This is a genomic window from Streptomyces sp. NPDC057486, from assembly GCF_042802415.1.
Classification (GTDB): domain Bacteria; phylum Actinomycetota; class Actinomycetes; order Streptomycetales; family Streptomycetaceae; genus Streptomyces; species Streptomyces yanii.
The window spans coordinates 22,515-44,284 of sequence record NZ_JBHVEE010000014.1; the positions used below are offsets into that span (position 1 = coordinate 22,515).

Annotated in this window: 20 protein-coding genes and 2 pseudogenes; 12 read left to right on the top strand and 10 right to left on the bottom strand. The window is 70.9% G+C overall.

The genetic code is table 11. The annotated features are described in order from the left end of the window. Window positions 1–16: 16 nt before the first annotated feature. Complete coding sequence (locus tag ACFU6I_RS09710; RefSeq protein ID WP_384363586.1) at window positions 17–988, top strand: RNA polymerase sigma factor SigF; 972 nt, start codon at window positions 17–19, stop codon at window positions 986–988. A gap of 132 nt (window positions 989–1,120) precedes the next feature. Here ACFU6I_RS09710 and hutI read toward each other — a convergent pair whose 3' ends face one another. The 4 genes from hutI to hutU all read right to left on the bottom strand — a co-directional run bounded on the left by hutI (window position 1,121) and on the right by hutU (window position 6,682). Further along, on the bottom strand, window positions 1,121–2,293 hold the full coding sequence (gene hutI, locus ACFU6I_RS09715; protein WP_384363472.1) for an imidazolonepropionase: 1,173 nt from the start codon (window positions 2,291–2,293) through the stop codon (window positions 1,121–1,123). A 32-nt stretch (window positions 2,294–2,325) separates the two neighbouring features. After that, window positions 2,326–3,711 carry a formimidoylglutamate deiminase gene (locus tag ACFU6I_RS09720; protein ID WP_384363474.1) on the bottom strand — a complete coding sequence of 462 codons (1,386 nt, stop codon included), beginning with the start codon at window positions 3,709–3,711 and terminating at the stop codon, window positions 2,326–2,328. Further along, entirely contained in the window at window positions 3,702–4,916 is a 1,215-nt protein-coding gene (locus tag ACFU6I_RS09725; protein WP_384363588.1) for an allantoate amidohydrolase, read from the bottom strand. The genes ACFU6I_RS09720 and ACFU6I_RS09725 overlap by 10 nt, the downstream gene beginning before the upstream one ends. A gap of 107 nt (window positions 4,917–5,023) precedes the next feature. Continuing rightward, window positions 5,024–6,682 carry a urocanate hydratase gene (gene hutU / locus ACFU6I_RS09730; RefSeq protein WP_366135369.1) on the bottom strand — a complete coding sequence of 553 codons (1,659 nt, stop codon included), beginning with the start codon at window positions 6,680–6,682 and terminating at the stop codon, window positions 5,024–5,026. 266 nt (window positions 6,683–6,948) lie between these two features. Here hutU and ACFU6I_RS09735 point away from each other — a divergent pair, with 266 nt between their 5' ends. The 4 genes from ACFU6I_RS09735 to ACFU6I_RS09750 all read left to right on the top strand — a co-directional run bounded on the left by ACFU6I_RS09735 (window position 6,949) and on the right by ACFU6I_RS09750 (window position 9,161). Continuing rightward, on the top strand, window positions 6,949–7,377 hold the full coding sequence (locus ACFU6I_RS09735) for a hypothetical protein (RefSeq protein ID WP_384363477.1): 429 nt from the start codon (window positions 6,949–6,951) through the stop codon (window positions 7,375–7,377). 86 nt (window positions 7,378–7,463) lie between these two features. Then, a complete protein-coding gene (locus ACFU6I_RS09740) occupies window positions 7,464–8,207 on the top strand; it encodes a transcriptional regulator (RefSeq protein WP_384363479.1) in 744 nt (247 codons plus the stop codon). A gap of 38 nt (window positions 8,208–8,245) precedes the next feature. After that, window positions 8,246–8,710 carry a roadblock/LC7 domain-containing protein gene (locus ACFU6I_RS09745; protein WP_384363481.1) on the top strand — a complete coding sequence of 155 codons (465 nt, stop codon included), beginning with the start codon at window positions 8,246–8,248 and terminating at the stop codon, window positions 8,708–8,710. A gap of 76 nt (window positions 8,711–8,786) precedes the next feature. Then, window positions 8,787–9,161, top strand: coding sequence for a hypothetical protein (locus ACFU6I_RS09750; protein ID WP_384363483.1), 375 nt, complete (start codon window positions 8,787–8,789; stop codon window positions 9,159–9,161). 16 nt (window positions 9,162–9,177) lie between these two features. On the opposite strand, the gene ACFU6I_RS09755 is transcribed toward ACFU6I_RS09750, so the two are convergent. The 3 genes and pseudogenes from ACFU6I_RS09755 to ACFU6I_RS09765 all read right to left on the bottom strand — a co-directional run. Then, window positions 9,178–9,765 carry a hypothetical protein gene (locus tag ACFU6I_RS09755; RefSeq protein ID WP_384363485.1) on the bottom strand — a complete coding sequence of 196 codons (588 nt, stop codon included), beginning with the start codon at window positions 9,763–9,765 and terminating at the stop codon, window positions 9,178–9,180. A gap of 352 nt (window positions 9,766–10,117) precedes the next feature. Beyond that, a complete protein-coding gene (locus tag ACFU6I_RS09760; protein WP_384363487.1) occupies window positions 10,118–10,966 on the bottom strand; it encodes a MurR/RpiR family transcriptional regulator in 849 nt (282 codons plus the stop codon). Beyond that, window positions 10,963–11,310, bottom strand: a pseudogene (locus ACFU6I_RS09765) (histidine ammonia-lyase); the annotation flags it as partial. The gene ACFU6I_RS09760 and the pseudogene ACFU6I_RS09765, both read right to left, overlap by 4 nt. Window positions 11,311–11,581: 271 nt before the next feature. On the opposite strand from ACFU6I_RS09765, the pseudogene ACFU6I_RS09770 reads away from it, so the two are divergent. The 3 genes and pseudogenes from ACFU6I_RS09770 to ACFU6I_RS09780 form a co-directional block, all read left to right on the top strand. Beyond that, window positions 11,582–11,760, top strand: a pseudogene (locus ACFU6I_RS09770) (glycine betaine ABC transporter substrate-binding protein); the annotation flags it as partial. Between the two features lie 20 nt (window positions 11,761–11,780). Further along, the gene (locus ACFU6I_RS09775) at window positions 11,781–13,187 is read left to right on the top strand and encodes a purine-cytosine permease family protein (RefSeq protein WP_384363489.1); all 1,407 of its coding nucleotides are present in this window, start codon (window positions 11,781–11,783) and stop codon (window positions 13,185–13,187) included. Window positions 13,188–13,469: 282 nt separating this feature from the next. Beyond that, complete coding sequence (locus ACFU6I_RS09780; protein ID WP_384363491.1) at window positions 13,470–13,892, top strand: hypothetical protein; 423 nt, start codon at window positions 13,470–13,472, stop codon at window positions 13,890–13,892. A gap of 42 nt (window positions 13,893–13,934) precedes the next feature. Here ACFU6I_RS09780 and ACFU6I_RS09785 read toward each other — a convergent pair whose 3' ends face one another. Further along, window positions 13,935–14,696: an SDR family oxidoreductase gene (locus ACFU6I_RS09785; RefSeq protein WP_384363493.1), complete on the bottom strand. Its 762-nt coding sequence runs from the start codon at window positions 14,694–14,696 to the stop codon at window positions 13,935–13,937. 150 nt (window positions 14,697–14,846) lie between these two features. Here ACFU6I_RS09785 and ACFU6I_RS09790 point away from each other — a divergent pair, with 150 nt between their 5' ends. Further along, window positions 14,847–15,686 carry a helix-turn-helix transcriptional regulator gene (locus tag ACFU6I_RS09790; protein ID WP_384363495.1) on the top strand — a complete coding sequence of 280 codons (840 nt, stop codon included), beginning with the start codon at window positions 14,847–14,849 and terminating at the stop codon, window positions 15,684–15,686. Window positions 15,687–16,093: 407 nt separating this feature from the next. Here ACFU6I_RS09790 and ACFU6I_RS09795 read toward each other — a convergent pair whose 3' ends face one another. Further along, entirely contained in the window at window positions 16,094–17,497 is a 1,404-nt protein-coding gene (locus ACFU6I_RS09795; protein ID WP_384363497.1) for a cystathionine beta-synthase, read from the bottom strand. Between the two features lie 156 nt (window positions 17,498–17,653). On the opposite strand from ACFU6I_RS09795, the gene ACFU6I_RS09800 reads away from it, so the two are divergent. From ACFU6I_RS09800 to ACFU6I_RS09810, 3 genes are all read left to right on the top strand, one after another. Continuing rightward, window positions 17,654–18,802, top strand: a complete 1,149-nt coding sequence (locus ACFU6I_RS09800) for an SGNH/GDSL hydrolase family protein (protein WP_384363590.1) — start codon at window positions 17,654–17,656, stop codon at window positions 18,800–18,802. Between the two features lie 125 nt (window positions 18,803–18,927). Continuing rightward, window positions 18,928–20,148, top strand: a complete 1,221-nt coding sequence (locus ACFU6I_RS09805) for an acetyl-CoA C-acetyltransferase (RefSeq protein ID WP_384363499.1) — start codon at window positions 18,928–18,930, stop codon at window positions 20,146–20,148. Window positions 20,149–20,496: 348 nt separating this feature from the next. Further along, entirely contained in the window at window positions 20,497–21,357 is an 861-nt protein-coding gene (locus tag ACFU6I_RS09810) for a hypothetical protein (protein ID WP_384363501.1), read from the top strand. Window positions 21,358–21,430: 73 nt separating this feature from the next. On the opposite strand, the gene ACFU6I_RS09815 is transcribed toward ACFU6I_RS09810, so the two are convergent. After that, a complete protein-coding gene (locus ACFU6I_RS09815) occupies window positions 21,431–21,748 on the bottom strand; it encodes a hypothetical protein (protein ID WP_384363503.1) in 318 nt (105 codons plus the stop codon). Between the last annotated feature and the right edge of the window lie 22 nt (window positions 21,749–21,770).

A 21,770-nucleotide genomic window follows, 5' to 3' on the forward strand; every position in this document is an offset into this window, starting at 1 on the left:
AACGATGGAGGAGACCATGTCACCCCGGCTCGACGGACCGCGTACCCACATCGCGACGTCAGCATGTCCTCAGGGACTGACCGAATCAGACTCCCCTGCCGCGGTCGCCATACCCGCTCCGCGCCGCAGCACCAGCAGCACCAGCAGCACCAGCGACATCGGCAGCGCCAAGGGCAGCGACGATCTCGAAGGACTTCCCGAGATCCCGCCGTACGACGAAGTGGGCGCACTGGACGCCCGGGCTCTGTCGAAGACACTCTTCGCGCGGCTCGAATCCCTCGAAGAGGGCACCCACGAGTACGCGTACGTACGCAACACACTCGTCGAACTGAACCTGGCCCTGGTCAAGTTCGCCGCCTCACGGTTCCGCTCCCGCAGCGAACCGATGGAGGACATCATCCAGGTCGGCACCATCGGCCTGATCAAGGCGATCGACCGGTTCGAGCTGAGCCGGGGCGTCGAGTTCCCGACCTTCGCGATGCCGACCATCATCGGCGAGATCAAGCGATTCTTCCGCGACACCACGTGGTCCGTGCGCGTCCCGCGCCGACTGCAGGAGCTGCGGCTCGACCTGGCCAAGGCGGGCGACGAACTCGCCCAGCAGCTCGACCGGGCACCCACCGTGGGCGAACTCGCCGACCGCCTCGGACTCACCGACCACGAGGTCGTCGAAGGCATGGCCGCGAGCAACGCGTACACCGCGAGCTCGCTCGACGCCAAGGCCGAGGAGGACGAGACCGAGAGCGCGCTGGCGGACCGGATCGGCTACGAGGACCACGGACTCGAAGGCATCGAGTACGTCGAGTCCCTGAAGCCGCTGATCGCCGCGCTGCCCGGTCGCGACCGGAAGATCCTCTCGCTCCGCTTCGTCGCCAATATGACGCAGTCGGAGATCGGCGACGAACTCGGCATTTCCCAGATGCACGTCTCGCGGCTGCTCTCCCGGACGCTGGTCAAGCTCAGGAAGGGCCTGACTCTGGAGGAATGATCCCGGAGTTCCCCGCGCCCCAGCGGGACCACTTGCGGAAGGACCTGCCCGACAAAGGGCAGGTCCTTCCGCATGCGGCTGAAGAGTGAAAGTCGGGTTCTTCCAATTCGGGGGCGAGGCCGGAGACATCGCTCAGAGAGCGCGTTCACCGCGCTGTCGGACCGCCTGGACCAGGGGGACGCCCGGCCGGTAGGCGAGGTGGACATGGCTGGGGGCGTCGAGGAGGACCAGGTCGGCGCGGGCGCCCGGGGTGATGCGGCCGATGTCCGTGCGGCGCAGGGCCGCCGCGCCGCCCGCGGTGGCGGACCAGAGGGCCTCGTCGGGGGTCATGCCCATGTCGCGTACGGCCAGGGCGATGCAGAAGGGCATGGACGAGGTGAACGACGAGCCCGGGTTGCAGTCCGTGGACAGCGCGACGGTGGCACCCGCGTCGAGGAGGCGGCGGGCGTCGGGCCAGTTCGCACGGGTGGAGAACTCGGCGCCGGGGAGGAGCGTGGCGACGGTGTTGCCCTGGGCGAGGGCGTCGACGTCCGCGTCGGTGAGGTGCGTGCAGTGGTCGGCGGAAGCGGCGTCCAGCTCGACGGCGAGCTGGACGCCGGGGCCGTAGGTGAGCTGGTTGGCGTGGACCCGGGGGTGCAGGCCCTTGGCCATGCCCGCGGTCAGGATCGCGCGGGCCTGGTCGCCGTCGAACGCGCCCTTCTCACAGAACACGTCGACCCAACGGGCGTACGGGGCACAGGCGTCGAGCATCGGCCCGGTGACCAGGTCGACGTACCCGGCGGGATCGTCGGCGTAGTCCGGGGGGACGACGTGGGCGCCGAGGTAGGTGACCTCGTCGGTGTGGCGGGCGGCGATGCGCAGGGCGCGGGCCTCGTCCTCGACGGTGAGCCCGTAGCCGGACTTGGTCTCGAACGTGGTGGTGCCCTGGCGGAGCGCCTCGTCGAGATAGCGGACGACGTTGGCGTCCAGCGCGTCGTCCGTGGCGGCGCGGGTGGCGGCGACCGTGGTGCGGATACCGCCCGCGGTGTAAGGGCGGCCGGACATCCGGGCGTTGAACTCCTCCGTGCGGTCGCCCGCGAAGAGGAGGTGGGAGTGGGAGTCGACGAATCCCGGGATCACCGCGCGGCCGCCCACGTCGACGGCGTTGTCAGTGGCGGGTGCTTTCCTTGATTCACCGGTCCAGACGACCCGGTCGCCCTCGATGACGACGGCCGCGTCCAGGATCAGGCCCAGAGGGGAACCGTCACCGAGGGAGGGGTCGTTGGTGACCAGACTGGCGATGTTGGTGATGGCGGTCGTCGTCATCGGGGGACTGTTCTCCTTGCGGGGGTCCGGGGTCAGCCGTGCAGGACGGCGATGGCCGAGGCGAGTGCTGCGGGGACGTCCTCGACGAGCGTGTGCTGCCCGTCGCGGACGATGTGGCGGCCTGCCACGACCGTATGGCGCACATCGGCCGCGGAGGCGGCGAATACGACTGCTTCGGCAGCCAGTCGAGGCACCGGTCCCGCTGTTCTGACGGAGTCCAGGGCGACGGTGGTGAAGTCGGCGAGCGCGCCCGGTTCCAGGGTGCCCGCGTCGGACCGGCCGAGGGCGGCGTGCCCGTCGACGGTGGCGGCGCGCAGCAGTGCGGCCGCTGTCCAGTGGCCGCGGGCATGGGTGCGCAGACGCTCGTTGAGCTCCATCGCGCGGGCCTCTTCGAAGAGGTCGATCACGGCGTGGCTGTCACTCCCGAGGGAGAGCGGCGAGCCGGCGCGCTGCAGGGCGACGGCGGGTCCGATGCCGTCGGCGAGGTCGCGTTCGGTCGTGGGGCACATGCAGGTGCCGGTGGCCGAGACGCCGAGCAGCGCGATGTCCTCACTGCTGAGGTGGGTGTTGTGGATGCCGGTGGTGCGCGGGCCGAGAACCCCGTGGTCGGCGAGGAGCCGAGTGGGGGAACAGCCGTGGGCTGCCTGGCAGGCGTCGTTCTCCGCGGTCTGTTCGGAGAGGTGGACGTGGAGGGGCGCCTGCCGCTCCTCGGCCCACTTCGCCACGGTCGCGAGCTGCCCGGCGGGCACGGCTCGTACGGAGTGGACGGCCGCGCCGATCAGGGCGTGGTCGCTTCCCTTGAGCAGGGAGGCGCGTTCGGCCCAGGCGTCCGCGGTAGTGTCGGAGAAACGCAGCTGGTGCTGGTCGGGCTCCCGGTACCGGCCGGCCCGCTGCCCGAATCCGGCGGCGAGATAGGCCGTGTCCAGCAGGGTGATCCGGATCCCGGCCGCCTCGGCGGCGGCGATCAGGGCTTCGCCCATCGCGTTGGGGTTGTTGTACGGTGCCCCGCCCGGCGCGTGGTGCAGGTAGTGGAACTCACCCACCGCGGTGATGCCGGCCAGCGCCATCTCGGCGTACACGGCACGGGCCAGGTCGTAGTACGTGTCGGGGGTGAGCCGGGCCGCGACCTGGTACATGAGCTCGCGCCAGGTCCAGAAGGTGCCGGAGCCGACCTGGACGGTGGAGCGCAGGGCGCGGTGAAAGGCGTGCGAATGAGTGTTGGCGAGACCCGGCACCGTGAGCCCGCGCAGCACGGTGGCGCCCCGCGGCGGGGCGTCGACACCGGTGCGGATTCCGGCGATCCGCCCGTCGGCGACGTCCAGGGTCACGCCCGGCTCGACATGGGTGCCGAGCCAGGCGTGGGACATCCAGAACGTGGCGGTGCGGTGCGCGCCCGTCGGTGTCGTTGTCAGCTGCACGCGAGACCTTCCAGTACATCGGCGAGGGCGATCACCCCGGCGGTGCAGTCGTCCTCGGCGGCGTACTCGGCCGGCGAGTGCGAGATCCCGGTGGGGTTCCGTACGAACAGCATGGCGGTAGGGACCGAAGCGGACAAAATACCCGCATCGTGTCCGGCGCCGGTGCCGAGGACGGGCACGGCCCTGCCCGCGTCGTCGCCGCCCCGGCCGGTCAGGATCTTGCCGAGTTCGTCACGCAGGGCGTGCTGGAACTCCACGACGGGCGTGAAGGACTCCCGTACGACATCGAGATCGATGCCCGCACGCTCGGCGTGCTCCCTGGCGGCCCGCTCGATGCCGGTGACGACGGCGTCGAGGGTGTCCTGGTCGGCGGCGCGCGAATCGAGCCAGCCACGGACGAGCGAGGGGATGGCGTTGACGCCGTTCGGCTCGACGGCGATCTTCCCGAAGGTGGCGAGGGCGCCGGTGAGCTCCGCCTCACGACGGGCGGCCAGCACGGTCTCGGCGTACGTGAGCATCGGGTCGCGTCGGTCGACGAGCCGGGTGGTCCCCGCGTGGTTGGCCTCGCCCCGGAAGTCGAACCGCCAGCGGCCGTGCGGCCAGATCGCGGAGGCGATACCGACCGGGTCACCGGTGAGGTCGAGGGAGCGCCCCTGCTCGACATGGAGCTCGACGAAAGCGCCGATACGGGCCAGCCGTTCGGGGTCCGGGCCGATGGCGTCGGGGTCGTACCCGGCCGCCTCCATGGCCCGCGGCAGCGTGATGCCGTCGCCGTCGCGGAGCTGGTGCGCCTTCTCGACGGTCAGCTGCCCGGCGGCGAGCCGGGACCCGACGCAGGCGAGCCCGAACCGGGCCCCTTCCTCGTCACCGAAGTTGGTGATGGCGAACGGCCGGGTGAACTCGACTCCTCTGCGGCGGAGTTCGTCGAGCGCCGCGAAGGAGGAGACCACACCGAGCGGTCCGTCGAACGCACCGCCGTCGGGCACGGAGTCGAGATGCGACCCGGTGACGACGGCGTCGTCACCGAGCGGATCCCCGAGCCAGGCCCACTGATTCCCGTTCCGGTCGACCTCGTACCCGAGCCCACGCGCTTCGGCCTGCTCCCGGAACCACACCCGGCAGTCGGCATCGGCACCGGTCCAGGCGTACCGCCGGTACCCACCGCTCCCGGCGTGGCGTCCGACGGGGGCAAGTTCCTTCCACATGTCCTGGAAGGACGGCTGCCCGCCCCGTCCCGGTCCCTGCGGACCATGGGGAAGGGTGGGCGCCGGGGAACCCTCGGCCTCCACGGAGCCGCCTCCGCCCGGCAGGCTCACTGCCCCTCCGTCATGGGAACCCGCACGCCCTTGTCCGCGGCAACGGACTCCGCGATGTCGTACCCCGCGTCGACGTGCCGGATGACCCCCATTCCGGGGTCGTTCGTCAGCACCCGGCGGATCTTCTCGCCCGCCAGCTTCGTACCGTCGGCCACGGTCACCTGACCGGCGTGGATGGAGCGCCCCATCCCGACGCCGCCGCCGTGGTGGATGGAGACCCAGGAGGCGCCGGACGCCACGTTGACCATGGCGTTCAGCAGCGGCCAGTCCGCGATGGCGTCAGACCCGTCGAGCATCGCCTCGGTCTCGCGGTACGGGGACGCCACCGACCCGCAGTCCAGGTGGTCGCGGCCGATCGCCAGCGGTGCGGCCAGCTCGCCGGAGGCCACCATGTCGTTGAACCGCTCACCGGCGCGGTCGCGCTCGCCGTAGCCGAGCCAGCAGATCCGGGCGGGCAGACCCTGGAAGTGGACGCGCTCACCGGCCATCTTGATCCACCGGTGCAGCGACTCGTTCTCCGGGAAGAGCTCGAGCATCGCCTTGTCGGTCTTGTGGATGTCCGACGCCTCGCCGGACAGCGCGGCCCACCGGAACGGGCCCTTGCCCTCGCAGAACAGCGGCCGGATGTACGCGGGCACGAACCCGGGGAAGTCGAATGCCCGGTCGTAGCCCGCGAGCTGGGCCTCGCCGCGGATCGAGTTGCCGTAGTCGAAGACCTCGGCCCCGGCGTCCATGAAGCCGACCATCGCCTCGACGTGCTTGGCCATCGCCTCGCGTGCCCGCTGCGTGAAGTCCGCGGGCTTCTCGGCGGCGTACGAGGCCATGTCGTCGAAGTCGACGCCGATCGGGAGGTACGCGAGCGGGTCGTGCGCGCTGGTCTGGTCGGTGACGATGTCGATCGGGGCGCCCTCGGCGAGCATCCGGGGCAGCAGCTCCGCCGCGTTGCCGAGCAGCCCGATGGAGAGCGGCTTGCGCGCGTCGCGCGCCTCGGTGGCGAGCTGGAGCGCGTGCTCCAGGGAGTCGGCGCGCACGTCCAGGTAGCGGTGCTCGATGCGGCGCTCGATGGCGCGCGGGTCGCAGTCGATGCAGATCGCGACGCCGTCGTTCATGGTCACGGCGAGCGGCTGGGCGCCACCCATGCCGCCGAGCCCGGCGGTCAGGGTGATCGTCCCGGCCAGCGTCCCGTTGAACTTCTTGGCGGCGACGGCGGCGAACGTCTCGTAGGTGCCCTGCAGGATGCCCTGCGTACCGATGTAGATCCACGACCCGGCCGTCATCTGGCCGTACATGGTGAGTCCGAGCGCCTCCAGGCGGCGGAACTCCTCCCAGTTCGCCCAGTCGCCCACCAGGTTGGAGTTGGCGATCAGGACGCGCGGCGCCCACTCGTGGGTCTGCATGACACCGACCGGGCGCCCGGACTGGACGAGCATCGTCTCGTCCTGCTTGAGCGTCCGCAGCGTGCGCACCATCGCGTCGAACGAGCGCCAGTCGCGGGCCGCCTTGCCCGTGCCGCCGTAGACGACGAGCTTGTCGGGGTGCTCGGCGACCTCGGGGTCGAGATTGTTCTGCAGCATGCGGAGGGCGGCTTCCTGCTGCCATCCCAGGGCGCTCAGTTCGGTACCGCGCGGTGCCCGTACGGGGCGGGGTCCTGACATGACAATGCCTCCTCGCGACTGTGTTGCATCTATTCACATCCTGCTGTCCTGAATACTTGTAGTCAACAGGCGCGCCCGAAAGACCTGCCCCGAACACGGGATGCGGCACCGAACGCGGACAGAACACGGCAGGGGCGGCGGCGGCTCCGACCGTTTCCGATCGCCTCCCGCATGTACCAATGGAAAATGCCAGAACTCCCACCTGGCGCAGGCACGTTGCGTAGCCTCTGGGTCACAGCCGCACGTCATGTCGGGAGGGAATCCGCGTGCCCGGAATCGACGAGTGTCTGCTCGAAGTCATGAGGCTGCCCGGTGCCCGCGGCGCCGCGGTGGTCGACTGGACGAGCGGTCTCGCCCTAGGCACCATCGGCGACTCGCCCAACGGCGATCACGAGGCGACCGCCGCCGAGACGGCCGAGGTGGCGCGCATGGCGGCGGAGCAGCCCGTGTTCGCCCTCTCCGCCCCGGAACCCTTAACAGGCCCGGGCGAGAACGACGTTACCGCGACGGGCGCCGCGCCACCTGTGGAAGACGTCATCGTCACGACCCGCGCCGGCTACCACATCATCCGATTCGTCGAGACGGCCTTCGACAGCAGCGTCTTCCTGCATCTGTGGCTCGACCGCTCCGACGGCAACCTGGCGCTGGCCCGGATGAGGCTGGGCGAGATGGCGGAGCGGCTGGTCCTGGCATGAGAACCGGCGCGCCCGAGAGAACGCCTCCCGCGAGAACCTCACCCGAGAGCACCTCTCCCGTGACAGCAGCCTCCACCCTCTCTCCCATGCTCCAGCGTCTCGCCGCCGAACGCGCCACCGGCGCCCTGATGCGCGACCGCGGCACGCTCTACCTCGTCGACGGCCAGGTCGTGCACGCCGAGAGCCCCTCGACACCAGGCCTGGACATCCTGCTCACCGCGAGCGGCGCCCTGCACCGCGACGGCTGGTGGGACGCGGTCGCCCGGGCGGGCGCCGGGCAGCGGGTCGGCCGCTACCTGGTGGACAGCGGACGAATACCCGGCGGCGCACTGGAGCTCTGCCACTTGAGTGCGCTGTACGACGCCGCCTTCTTCGCCCTCGCCCCCACCCGCACCCCGGCCCGGTTCCGCTACGGGGTCTCGCACTGGATCGGTCCCGTGCACCCCGTCCCCGTCGATGCCGTGCAGCGCGAGACGCTCCGGCGCCGGGAGCTGCTCGACCGGATCTGGCCCGACGCAGTGACCGACACCGCCCCGCTCGCCCGGGCGGCCCATCCCGTCGACGCTCCTGTCCCGTCGCGCCGGCGCCGCGTACTCGACCTGGTGGACGGAGTGCGCACGGCACCCGACATCGCCCAGCACCTGGGCCGCTCGGCGTTCCACATCCTCGTCGACCTTCGGCGGCTCACGGCCGCCGGACTGGTCGAAGCGGTCCGGCAGACGGCGGCCCCGTCCGCCTCCGCGCCCGGCCGGATCACGCTTCCCGAGGTCACGGCCGACCCCGACGTCGCCCTGCTGCGCCGACTCAGAGACGCATTGGAGGCCCTGTGATACGCGCGCTCAGACAGCGTGCCGGGAGGAGACAGCTGATGGTTCCCGAGGCCGAGGTCCAGGGCGTCCTGGACGAACTCCAGCGGCTGCGGGCCCGGGTGCCGCTCCTCGCGGGCGCGCTGGCCGCCAGCACCGACGGCCTCGTCCTGGCGCAGGACACCCCGGGAGTCGAGGCGGAGGGTGTGGCCGCGCTCACCGCGGCCGCGCTCGGCGTCGCGCTCCGGATGGCGGAGGCGACCGGCCGGGGCGGCTTCCGCGAACTGCTCGTACGCGGCGAGACCGGCTACATCGCCACCTACGCGGCGGGCTCATCCGCCGTCCTCACACTCCTGGCCGAGGACCGGATCAACGTCGGCCGGCTCCACCTGGAAGGCCGCCGGGCGAGCGCCCGGATCGGCGAACTGGTCGACGCCACGCTGAAACGCACCGCACAACCCGCGCCGGCCACGCATGCCCCGCGTCCACGGACCCCACCCTCCGGCCCCCTCCCGCACCGCACGTAGCACCAGTCGCACCGCACCGGGAACGCCAGAAACGGAGCCGGTCACCTCGGCCGGCAAGGAAAGGAAACGAGCACTCATGGCCAACACCGAAGCGTCGCTCAAGGAAGCAATGACGTCCATCGAGGGCACCCTCGGTGTCGCACTCGTCGACTACACCAGCGGCATGGCGCTGGGCACCCTCGGCGGCGGAAAGGACTTCAACCTGGAGGTCGCTGCCGCGGGCAACACGGATGTCGTGCGCGCCAAGCTCCGCACCATGGAACATCTCGGCATCAAGGACGAGATCGAGGACATCCTGATCACCCTCGGTGCCCAGTACCACCTGATCCGGCTGCTCAAGGCGCGCGGCAACAACGGTCTCTTCCTCTACCTGGTGCTGGACGGCGGCCGCGCCAACCTGGCGATGGCCCGCCACCAACTGAAGCGGATCGAGGCCGAACTGGAGGTCTGACCTCCGCAGACCGCCCTCAGCGGCGCCGCGCCCCACCGGGCGCGGCGTCGCCCGCCACCGGCCCGGTCGTCCGGTATGCCGCGACCTGCTTGCCCGCGGGCCGTCCGTTCTCCACCCAGTCGGTCCGCACCCAGTACAGGACCTCGTCCTTCCGCTCCCGCTGCCCGATCCGGACGGACTTGGCCCAGAGGCCGGCCCCCGCGCCCGCGAGCATCAGCCCACCGGCGCCGGGCAGCACGACTCCGCCGGCGATCGCCACGAGGACCCCGCCCAGCAGCCACCACCGGTGCCCGCGCCGCCAGTTGCGTACGGTCACGGCCCGGTCCTGGAGGAAGTCCGTCCGACCGGCACGGGTGGCGGCCCTCGCCAGCTCCGCGTACCTGCGCCCGCGTGCGAGCGCCACCACAACCGCGGTGATCAGGAAGAGCGCGGCTCCGGCGAGCAGTCCGATCCGACGACCGGTGAGCCCCGGGACGAGCGCACCGACGGCGGCGGCAAGCAGCCCCGGCCACCACAGCGGTGCGGCTCCGGCCCGTACGATCACGGCCACCCTCGCCAGCGACTGCGCTCCGCGCCCCACGTCGGTACCCCTCTCGACAGCCATCGATGCTGATTCCCGGGGCGCAGATTAATGGCCGTATCTGAGCGGTGTCTGAGAATCGGCGAGGAATGCCGACCACCGGCCGGACTTCCCTCAGCACCGGACACCCGCCCTGCCGTCCTCGCCCCGGCGCAGGCGGACGCGCCTCCGCGGAGCCGTTCCCAGCCGGCGAATTCCCGGGCCCTTCAGCACCGGAAACGATCACGTTCCGGACGCCGACGACCGCCCGCCCAGCCGCAGACCCGACGTCGGCATCGGCATCGGCCGTCCGCCCGGTCCCCCGGGCGGCGACGACAACCCCCGGGCGGCTCACCCCGGCGGGAGGCCCGGCAGCCACATCCCGTGCGTCACGCCCTCATTCCACGAACAGCCCGCGCGCCGCCGCCCGCGCGTCGAACTCCTCCAGCCGCGCCTGCGCGTCCGGCAGGTCGTCGCACATCGCCTCCAGCAGCACCCGGCCCAGCAGCATCGGCGCGCACGCCGTGTCGAAGGCGAGTCCGGTGCCGACGGCGGCGGGAATCAGCAGGTCGCTGTGTTTGGCCACCGGGGCGAACGCCGAATCGGCCACCGACACCACGGCCAGTCCCTGCTCCTGGGCGTACGCGAGCGCGTCCACGACCTCCTTGGGATGGCGCGGCAGCGCGAAGCAGACCAGCGCGCTCGCCCCCGCCCGGCATGCGGCGTCGATCCGGTCGTGCAGCATGCTGCCGCCCTCGTCGAGCACTCGCACATCCGGGTGGACCTTGGCCGCGAAGTAGCCGAAGCCCCGCGCCTGCGAGGAGGCGGCGCGCAGCCCGAGCACCGGCAGCGGGCGCGACGCGGCGAGCAGCCGCCCCGCCCGCTCGACCGGAGTGGGGTCGGCAAGGAGTTCGGCGAGGTGCTGCAGGTTCTCGATCTCGGCGCGGACGGCCTGCTGGTACTCGTTGTACGTGTCGGCGGCGCGCGCACCGCCCTCGACGGGTCCGGGCGCAACCTCCCGCAGATGCTTGCGCAGCGCCGGATACCCGTCGAACCCGAGCGCGACGGCGAACCGGGTGACGGACGGCTGGCTGACCCCGGCCAGCTCGGCCAGCTCCACACTCGACAGAAACGGGACGTCCCCGGCCCTGCGCACCATCGAGTGCGCGATCCGCCGCTGGGTGGGCGTGAGCCGGTGCCCCTCGAAGAGCTGCTGCAACCGCGCGGCCGGGCTGCTCCCGCTCATGCTGTCCCCCTACTGCTCGTGCTGGTGAGATCGGTGTTCCACAGGTCCGTGCAGCGGTCGAGCAGGTACCCGGCCGCCACCTTCACATCATCGGTGAGCGGCCGGTCCGCGAACTCCCCTTCGAGCAGGGAATCGGCCGGCTCGAATCCCCGCCCGACCGGCAGACCGGGATCGGGTCGCAGGTCACGCAGCCGCAACACCCTTACGGCGGAGACGAGTTCGCGGGCGACGACCTGCCGGTGGGCGCCGCACACACGCAGCGTCCGGCGGGCTGCCGGCGAGGCGAAACTCGCCCGCTCCTCCACGCCCCTGGACAGCACGGCGTGGCCGAGCGAGGCGGGCGCGGGGCGGGCGGCGCCGCGGGGAATCCGGACGGCATCGGCGACGGGGAGTGCCTCTCCGCCGAGCTCGACGATGGAGACGGCGTGGTCCGCGGCCCATCCACCGAAGGGCGAGAAGTCCATCATGCGGGACGACATCACGCGCAAACACTCCTCATCCGGACACTCGATCCTGCTTTTCGGGCTTCTATGACCAGTGTTTTACCTCAAGGCATTGACAATCTATTCAGCCAACGAGAACTCTGCATGACTATATGCAGCCGGGGCAAGGGAGCTGATCGCCGACCGCGCGGCGGACTCCACTCCACGGTCCACAGGGCACTGGCCCGCCTGGGCGCCACCCTCACGACAGAGGACCTCACGGAGATGAACCGCCTGGTGGACAAGGACAAGAAGGACCCGGAGGACGTGGCGCACGACTGGGCCGCGGCGCACGGTCCGGCAGAGAAGTAAGAGAAAAGGAGCAATCCCCGATGGCCGACTCCCTCGTCGAGCGCCGCTCGATCGATGTCGTACCGGACGACGAACGGCACGGTACCGCGTTCTCCCAGTTCACCCTCTGGCTCGGAGCGAACCTCCAGATCACCGCGGTGGTCAGCGGCGCACTCGCAGTCATCTTCGGCGGCGGTGCCTTCTGGTCCCTGATCGGCCTGCTGGTGGGCAACCTGCTCGGCGGAGCGGTGATGTCGCTGCACTCGGCGCAGGGCCCCAGGCTGGGCCTGCCCCAGATGATCTCCAGCCGGGCACAGTTCGGGGTGCGGGGCGCGGTCGTGCCGCTGCTCCTGGTCGTCGTGATGTACGTCGGTTTCTTCGCCAGCGGCAGCGTGCTGGCCGGCCAGGCGGTCGGCGAGCTCACCCACCTCGGGCAGACCCCCGGCATCCTCGTCTTCGCGGCGATCACCGCACTGATGGCGGCGATCGGCTACCGGGTCGTCCACGCCCTCGGCCGGGTCGCCAGTGTGGTCTGCGCGCTGGCCTTCATCTATCTCGGTATCCGGTTGCTGGACCGGATCGATCTCGGCGCCGCCCTCGCCGACCGCGCCTTCGACCTGCCGATGTTCCTGCTCGCGGTGTCGATCGCGGCGTCCTGGCAGCTGGCCTTCGGGCCCTACGTCGCCGACTACTCGCGCTACCTGCCGCGCCGTACGAGCTCCCGCGCCACCTTCTGGTGGACGCTGGCCGGCACGACGCTCGGCTCCCAGTGGTCCATGACCTTCGGCGTGCTGGTCGCCGCATCGGCGGGCGCCGCGTTCCTCGACGACCAGGTCAGCTACGTCGTCTCGCTGGGCGGCACCGGGCTGATCGCCTCGCTGCTCTATTTCGTGATCGCTCTCGGCAAGCTGACCATCAACGTGCTGAACACCTACGGCGGTTTCATGTCGATGGTGACCGGGATCAGCGGCTTCCGCGGGCAGCGGGCACTGTCGCAGCGCGGCCGCTCCGCGTACATCGCCGTGATCATGATCGCGGGCACGGCGGTCGCCCTGCTCGGCAAGGACACCTTCCTCGCCTCGTTCAAGGACTTCCTGCTGTTCCTGCTGACCTTCTTCACCCCGTGGTCGGCGATCAACCTCGTCGACTACTACCTGATATCGCGCGAGCGCTACGACATCCCGGCCCTGTCCGACCCGGACGGCCGCTACGGCGCCTGGCGCTGGGACGCACTGACGGTCTACGCGGTCGGCATCGTCGCCCAGCTCCCCTTCCTGGCGACGACCTTCTACACCGGCCCGCTGGTGGAGCCGCTGGGCGGCGCGGACATCTCCTGGGTGATCGGCCTGCTCGTACCGGCCCTGCTGTACTGGCTGCTCGCCCGCCGCGACACCACCCACATTCCGGCCGCCACCATCATGCCGACGGACCGGGTGCCGGTCGGCTGAGCCGAAGGGCGGCTGCGCGCCGACACAGTTGCGGCGGCCCGCCGGCACAGTTGAAGAGACCCGTGCCGCCGGACTGCCGGTGGACGTGGTGTGGCCGGGCGGTCATCCATCCGACTCCGAGCGGTCCGCGCCACGCCACCCGCAAGGACTTCGTGCACGGCGCGGACATCACGACCGGCGAGTGGACGATCTCCACCGACGGCCTGCCCCGGTACGCGCCCGAGGCCCAACAGGGGGGCTAGCCCCACTGCGCCCGGCCCCGCCGCTTCGTACCGTAGGCGCATGGAAGCCCGTGACTCCGAGTTCAAGAAAGAGCTCAATGCCACCCTGCAGGCGCGCAGCGAGCTGGGGCCGGAATACGAGTCCGCGCTCATCGACTCGTTTCTGGAGAAGGTCGAGCAGCGTCTCGACGCCACGCTCGACCGGCGGGTGCGGCGGCACCTGGGCGAGCAGCAGATCAAAGTCGCCCGAGGGGCCCATACGCCCCAGCCGCCGCTGGGCGACTTCGGTGAGCGGTTCGGGTTCGGGATCGTCTCGTTGGTCCTGGCCATCCCGCTGTCCGCGATCGGGGTCGCGAACGCCGGGATCGAGGGACTCGTCGTGGCCTGGCTGGGGATCGTCGGGGTGAACGCCTTCAACGCCGCCCGCAGTCGGCCGTTGTTCCGGCGCTCGGAGAACCGCTCGAAGTCCGACTGGGAGGACTGAGCAGCCGGCTGAGCGCGCGGTGGGTGCGAGGCCGACGCGCGGCTACGCCTGGCGCGTGGGAAGCACGATCAGCTGGCGCAGGTTGACGTGGCGCGGGCGGCTGGTGGTGTACGCGACGAGGTCCGCGATGTCGTCGCCCGACAGTCCGCCCAGCGCGTCGAACATGCCGTCCAGCTGGCTCGACAGCTCCGCGTTGTCGATGTGGCCGGCCAGCTCCGTGTCGGTGAGGCCCGGTTCGATATTGGTGACGCGGACGTCGCGCGGGCCGAGCTCCGTACGCAGGGAAGCCGACAGATGGCTGAGCGCCGCCTTCGTCGCCCCGTACACGGCGTAGTGGGGGAACGTGACGTGCGCGCCGATCGACGAGATGTTCACCAGGTCCGCGGTGCGGCCGTCGGCGGCCGCCGCCACCAGGTCGGGCGTGAAGGCCCGGATGATCCGCAGCGCGCCCGACACATTGGTGTCGAGCATCCGCTGCCATTCGTCGGTGCGGCCCTCGTCCACCGGGTTCGGCAGCATCACTCCGGCCGCGTTGACCACCAGGTCCGCCCGGCCATAGGCGGTGTGCACGCGCTCGGCTGCCGTGTCGACGGACGCCTGGTCGGTGACGTCGGTCACCACTACGAGCGCTTCGCCGCCCTCGGACACGATCTTGGCGGCCACTTCCTCCAGCCGTTCCGCCCGCCGGGCCAGCAGCGCGACCCTTACGCCCTGGGCTGCGAGCAGCGCGGCGGTGGCGGCGCCCATGCCACTGGCTGCTCCGGTGATGACGGCGGTGCGGCCTGCGAGCGTCTCGTACGACATGTCCGTACTCCTTGTACGTGGTGTCCGCCGGGGCGTCTCCCCGGTGGCAGGACCCACCCTCCGCCGTCGCCCGCCCGCTACCCAGGGATGCGTCTTTCCTGGGTCTGCCAGTACCAGGCTCCGTTCCGACCGGTCTCCTACGATCGGGGCATGGACGGGGACCTCGGAGACTTTCTTCGCTCACGACGCGCGCGCATTCAGCCCGAGGACGTCGGCCTACAGGCATACGGCCGCAGGCGGGTTCCCGGGCTGCGCCGCGAGGAGGTCGCGCAGCTCGCGGGGGTGAGCGTCGACTACTACATCCGGCTGGAACAGGGCCGTGGGCCGAGCGTCTCGGACGCGGTGCTCGACGCGATCGCCCGGGTGCTGCGGCTGGATGAGACGGAACAGGCCTATCTGCACACCGTGGCCCGCCCGGCACCGAAGGCACGGACCGGGCGGCCGGCCAACGCCGCCCAGCGGGTCCGGCCCGGTCTGCGGCTGCTGCTGGACACCGTCGACAGGGCCCCGGCGTTCGTCCTGGGCCGCCGGATGGACGTCCTGGCCTGGAACGCCCTGGGTGACGCCCTCGTCGGCTTCTCCCGGATGCCCGTCGCCGAGCGCAACATGCCGCGCCAGGTGTTCCTGGAACCGGCGGCCCGCGAGCTGTACCCGGAGTGGGCGGCGGTGGCGGCGGAGACCGTCGCACATCTGCGCCTGGACGCCGGACTGCACCCGACGGACAGAAAGCTCGCCACCCTGGTCGGCGAGCTGTCGATGCGGAGCGAGGACTTCCGCCGACTGTGGGCCGACCATCAGGTGAAGACGAAGACGTACGGCGTCAAGCGCATCCTGCACCCGGTCGCGGGCGAACTGACGCTTCCGTACGAGACGCTGGGGCTGCCCGGCGACCCTGGCCAGTCGCTGGTGGTCTACACCCCGGAACCGGGCACGGAGACCGCGGAGCGCATGGCGCTGCTGGCGAGCTGGGCGGCCGCACCGGCCGGGTGAGTGGCCCGCGGCCGCGGAGAGCGACAGCGGGCAAGCGCCGACAACCGTCGCACGGGGAGACACAGCGAACCGACGCACGGGGACGCGCTGACAGCCGTCACCTGCGGACACGCCCGACGCAATCACCTGTTGACGCGCATAGATATGTCGCGGGGACCGCCGCACCCCCGGTTTCCCAGGGGGCGGGACGACGGCGGTCCCCGCGAGGGACGCGGGTCCGGGTCAGGGCCGGGTGCGCGCGTCCTGGCGACAGTGGAGGTCCGGGAGCCGCTCCGTAGTCCGCGTCGCCGTCTTGGGTGCCGGCGGGTTTCCCTGCCGACACCCACCAATGTGCCGGAGCCGTGTTAAGCCGGTGCTGCGCGTACGTGTCGTGCTCGTACCGTTTTCGCGAAGCCCCGAATCGCTCCCTACTGCTTCGGACCCGCGTCCTTCGCCAGGAACGCCAGCAGGTCCTGCCTGCTCACGACGCCCTTCGGCTTGCCCTCCACCAGCACGATCGCCGCGTCGGCACCGTCCGCGCCGCCGAGCACCGACATCAGGTCCTCGACCGGTTCGCCGGAGCCGACCTGCGGCAGCGGCGCCGACATGTGCTTCTCCAGCGGGTCGGTGAGCGAGGCGCGCTGCGCGAACAGCGCGTTCAGCAGTTCCCGCTCCACGACCGAACCGATGACCTCGGCGGCCATCACGTCCGGGTGGCCGGCGCCCGGCTTCACGATCGGCATCTGCGAGACGCCGTACTCGCGCAGGACGTCGATCGCCTCCCCGACGGTCTCCTCCGGGTGCATGTGGACGAGCGTCGGCAGCGGACCGTCCTTGTGGTCGAGCACGTCGCCGACGCGGGCGGACGTACCCGTGTCGTCCAGGAAGCCGTAGTCGGCCATCCACTCGTCGTTGAAGATCTTGCTCAGATAGCCGCGGCCGCTGTCCGGGAGGAGCACGACGACCACGTCGTCCGGTCCGAGGCGCTGCGCGACCTCCAGGGCCGCCACGACCGCCATGCCGCAGGAGCCGCCGACGAGCAGACCCTCCTCCTTGGCGAGCCGCCGGGTCATCTGGAAGGAGTCCTTGTCGGACACGGCGACGATCTCGTCCGTGACCGTCCGGTCGTACGCGGTCGGCCAGAAGTCCTCGCCGACGCCCTCGACCAGGTACGGACGACCCGAACCGCCGGAGTAGACCGAGCCCTCCGGGTCCGCGCCGACGATCTTGACCGAGCCGCCGCTGACCTCCTTCAGATAGCGGCCGGTGCCGGTGATCGTGCCACCGGTTCCCACGCCCGCCACGAAGTGGGTGATCTTCCCGTCCGTCTGCTCCCACAGCTCGGGACCGGTGGTCTCGTAGTGCGAGCGCGGGTTGTTCGGGTTCGAGTACTGGTCGGGCTTCCAGGCACCCGGCGTCTCCCGGACCAGCCGGTCCGAGACGTTGTAGTACGAGTCCGGGTGCTCGGGGTCAACGGCCGTCGGGCAGACGACGACCTCCGCACCGTAGGCGCGCAGCACATTGATCTTGTCCGTGGACACCTTGTCCGGGCAGACGAAGATGCACTTGTAGCCCTTCTGCTGGGCGACGATCGCCAGGCCGACGCCCGTGTTGCCACTCGTCGGCTCGACGATCGTGCCGCCGGGCTTCAGTGCTCCGCTCTCCTCCGCGGCCTCGATCATGCGCAGGGCGATCCGGTCCTTCACCGAACCGCCGGGATTGAAGTACTCGACCTTGGCCAGCACCGTCGCCTGGATGCCGGCCGTGACACTGCGCAGCCTCACCAGCGGGGTATTGCCAACGAGACTGATCATCGAATCGTGAAATTGCACCGTGTTACTCCGGGGTCTCCGAGATGGTGCGGCCAGGGTATGCGTACGGGCATGAGATTGGGCGAAGCGATTGGGCGACGGTCGTTACGGGGCAGTTAGCTGTATGTACGGCGGTACGGCAACGAGGAGGTGGACCGGACTGTGTCGAGAGCAAGGGTGGCACGGCGGATCGCGGCGGGCGCGGCCTACGGCGGCGGCAGTATCGGACTGCTCGGCGCGGCGGCGGCAGGCGTGTTGCTGGCGGAGGTCCAGCTGGCGAAGCGGCACGTGGGAGGCGGTATCGCACCGGTTCCGCCCAGTGCGGACGGGCGGTACGGGGTGGCGTTCACCGGGCCTGCGGAGCCGCTGCGGCTCGTGCTGCTCGGTGACTCGACCGCGGCCGGCCAGGGTGTGCGCAGGGCCGGGCAGACGCCCGGGGCGCTGCTCGCCTCGGGGCTCGCTGCGGTGTCGGAGCGGCCGGTGGATCTGCGGAACGTCGCGCAGCCGGGGGCCCGGTCGGACGATCTGGAGCGACAGGTCTCGCTGCTGCTGGCCGACACGTCCCGTGCGCCGGACGTCTGCGTGATCATGATCGGGGCGAACGATGTGACGCACCGGATGCCCGCCACCGAGTCGGTGCGGTGCCTGACCACCGCCGTGCGCAGGCTGCGTACGGCGGGTGCGGAGGTGATCGTCGGGACCTGCCCGGATCTGGGCACGATCGAGCCGGTCTACCAGCCGCTGCGCTGGCTGGCCCGGCGGGCGAGCCGTCAGCTGGCGGCGGCGCAGACGATCGGTTCGGTGGAGCAGGGCGGGCGGACGGTGTCGCTGGGCGACCTGCTGGGGCCGGAGTTCGAAGCGAATCCGCGCGAGCTGTTCGGCCCGGACAACTACCACCCGTCGGCCGAGGGGTACGCGACGGCGGCGATGGCACTGCTGCCGACGCTGTGCGCCGCGCTGGGGCTGTGGCCGGAGTCCGACCGTCTCGACGGGTCGCGGCGCGAGGACATGCTGCCCGTGGCCAAGGCGGCGTCCCAGGCGGCCCGGGAGGCCGGTACGGAGGTCACGGCGGCGCGGGCACCGTGGGCTCTCCTCAAGCACCGCAGGCGCAGGCGTCTGCCCGCGGCCACGGAGCCGCACCCGGAGCCGGCTGTCGGACACTCGGATGCACAGCACCTGGACGGCCGTCGCCCGGAGGTCCAGCCCCCGGAGGTCCAGCACCTGGACGCCCTGCATCCGGACGGCAAGGGTCCGGACGTTCCGCTGGACAGGGACCCTCGCGCAGGCGGGGACTCCGGCACGGATCCCGCACCCCGGACCGCCTGAGCGGTTGCTTAGAAAAGAGGCCCGCATCACACAGCCTGCCGGGTGACCTCGGCGATACGTACGGGTAACTTCCAAGACAGTCCTGCTCAGCCCTGACAGCCTTCCAGCCCTCATGGAGCCGCGTGATGCCCGAAGCCGTGATCGTCTCTGCTGCCCGTTCCCCCATCGGCCGGGCCTTCAAGGGGTCGCTGAAGGACCTGCGGGCGGACGACCTGACCGCCACGATCATCCAGACCGCGCTGGCCAAGGTCCCCGAGCTCGACCCGAAGGACATCGACGACCTGATGCTCGGTTGCGGCCTCCCCGGCGGCGAGCAGGGCAACAACCTGGGCCGCATCATCGCCGTGCAGATGGGCATGGACCACCTTCCCGGCTGCACGGTCACCCGCTACTGCTCGTCCTCGCTGCAGACCAGCCGCATGGCGCTGCACGCCATCAAGGCCGGCGAGGGCGATGTCTTCATCTCCGCCGGTGTCGAGATGGTGTCCCGCTTCGTGAAGGGGAACTCGGACAGCCTGCCGGACACGCACAACCCGCTCTTCGCCGAGGCCGAGGCCCGTACCGCCGCCCGCGCCGAGGAGACCGGCGCGGGCTGGCACGACCCGCGCGAGGACGGCCTCGTCCCGGACGCGTACATCGCGATGGGGCAGACCGCCGAGAACCTGGCCCGGCTCAAGGGAGTCACCCGTCAGGACATGGACGAGTTCGGCGTGCGGTCGCAGAACCTCGCCGAGGAAGCCATCAAGAACGGCTTCTGGGCGCGCGAGATCACCCCGGTGACGACCCCCGACGGCACTGTCGTGTCGCAGGACGACGGCCCGCGCGCGGGCGTCACCCTGGAGGGCGTGCAGGGGCTGAAGCCGGTCTTCCGCCCCGATGGCCTGGTCACCGCGGGCAACTGCTGCCCGCTCAACGACGGTGCCGCCGCGCTCGTGATCATGTCTGACACCAAGGCGCGCGAGCTGGGTCTGACCCCGCTGGCCCGCATCGTTTCGACCGGCGTCTCCGGCCTCTCCCCCGAGATCATGGGGTACGGACCGGTGGAGGCGAGCAAGCAGGCGCTGAAGCGTGCGGGCCTCACCGTCGACGACATCGACCTGGCCGAGATCAACGAGGCGTTCGCCGCCCAGGTGATCCCCTCCTACCGCGACCTCGGCCTGCCGCTGGAGAAGGTGAACGTCAACGGTGGTGCCATCGCCGTCGGCCACCCCTTCGGCATGACCGGCGCCCGGATCACCGGCACGCTGATCAACAGCCTGCAGTTCCACGACAAGCAGTTCGGTCTGGAGACCATGTGCGTGGGCGGCGGCCAGGGCATGGCGATGGTCATCGAGCGACTGAGCTGAGCTGCAGCGGAAGGAAGGGGGCGCCTGAGGTACGAAGGCGGCACCTGCCCGCAGCGGAAGCGAAGCGAACACGACCACACGCAGAAGCGAACGCGGCCACGCGTACGAGCGGCTGAGCGGGTGTCCCGCGCCGACGAGCCGGCCGGTTCCGAGCCCCGACCGTGACCGAATCTCCCCCAGGATGTGACCTATCTCCTGGGGGAGAGCCATTTCCGCAGGTCACACCCGCATCAGGGCTAAACCCCAGGCACAAAGACCTGTCCAATTCGTGACGTAATGCACTGACACCGGGCGCAGGTAGAGGACAAGCTGATGTAGGAAGTCGGGGGATCGATTGAAACCGGGAGTATGTCAGTGAGCGTCATGCCTCTTGCCCTGTTGCTGACCACCGCCGCTGCCACGGCCGTGGGCGCTGCCGCTCTGCACGCTGCTCACGGGCTGCGCAAGCAGGTGACGGCCCTGCGGACGGAGCTGGCTGCCGGCCACGCCCGTACCGCCGCCGTGCCCCAGCAGATCCGCAGCACCGCCACCCCGGCTGCCGAGATACGCGCGGCCGTCGCCGAGGCACTCGCCGAGGAGCGTGAGCGCGAGCTCGCCGAGGCCCGCGCGTTCTGGGCCTCCCAGGAGGCGCGCGACGCCGCGGACACCCCGTCCCTGCTGGGCGGCCTGTCCGGGATCGGCGAGGACGCGCCGTTCTTCATGCCGCGCCAGGCGGACTTCGCGGGCCTTGAGGCGATGGACCTCGATGCCACCGAGGCGCTCGAGGAGCTGACGGAACTGGTCGGTCAGGCCGACATGACCGACCTCCCGGAGATGGTGGAGTTCGCCGAGGACTCCCCCGAGCTGGCGGCGGCCCGGCGCCGGCACCCCTCGCACCCCGACTTCGTACCGGTACAGACCCCGGTCGTCACCGACCACGAGCGCACCGTGAACCGGCTGGAGGAGCTCGCCGACAGTCGGACCGAGCTCGCCGACGTCCGCCCCGGCCCGCTCGGCACGCTCGATGTCTACGTCTTCGCCGACGGCACCACGCTCTGCATGACCCCTGGCCACCGCGAGACGGCCGAGCGGCTCGCCGAGGCGCTGCTGGCGGGTGAGCACCCGGTACTGCTGGGCGGTTCCGGGGTCTCCGGCGCGTACGCCCTGACCTTCTCCTGCGGCAAGGAGAACGTCTACATTCTCGCCGACCGCGTCATCGCCTCGTTCTGACCCGCGGGAACCCCCGGTTCCCGCGCAGCGGCCCTCGTCGGCCGCTGCCACGACCTCCCGTACGGGACGGCCGCTACGCGAAAGCCCGGGCGGTCGCTTCCTCGACGAATCGCACGGCCTCGTCCAGTTCGACGGACGGGGCCCTTTCCAATGCCACCGCCAAGTCCCGTCCCGCGACCGCGACTTGGTCGCCGATCGCGAACATCCCCACGTCCGGCATGATGCGGGGCTCGCGGCCCGGTGACTCGATGCGCTGGGCTCGTACGGCCAATTCCCTGGCCGCGGCCAGCCCTTCGGCGGCCGCTCCGCGCTGCAGCCTGCTCTGCGGAGCGGCGCGCAGCCGGTCGGCGAATCGGTCCACGGCGGTGACCAGCGGGGTCGTATCGAGCATGCCGCGACCCTACGCGCCCTCC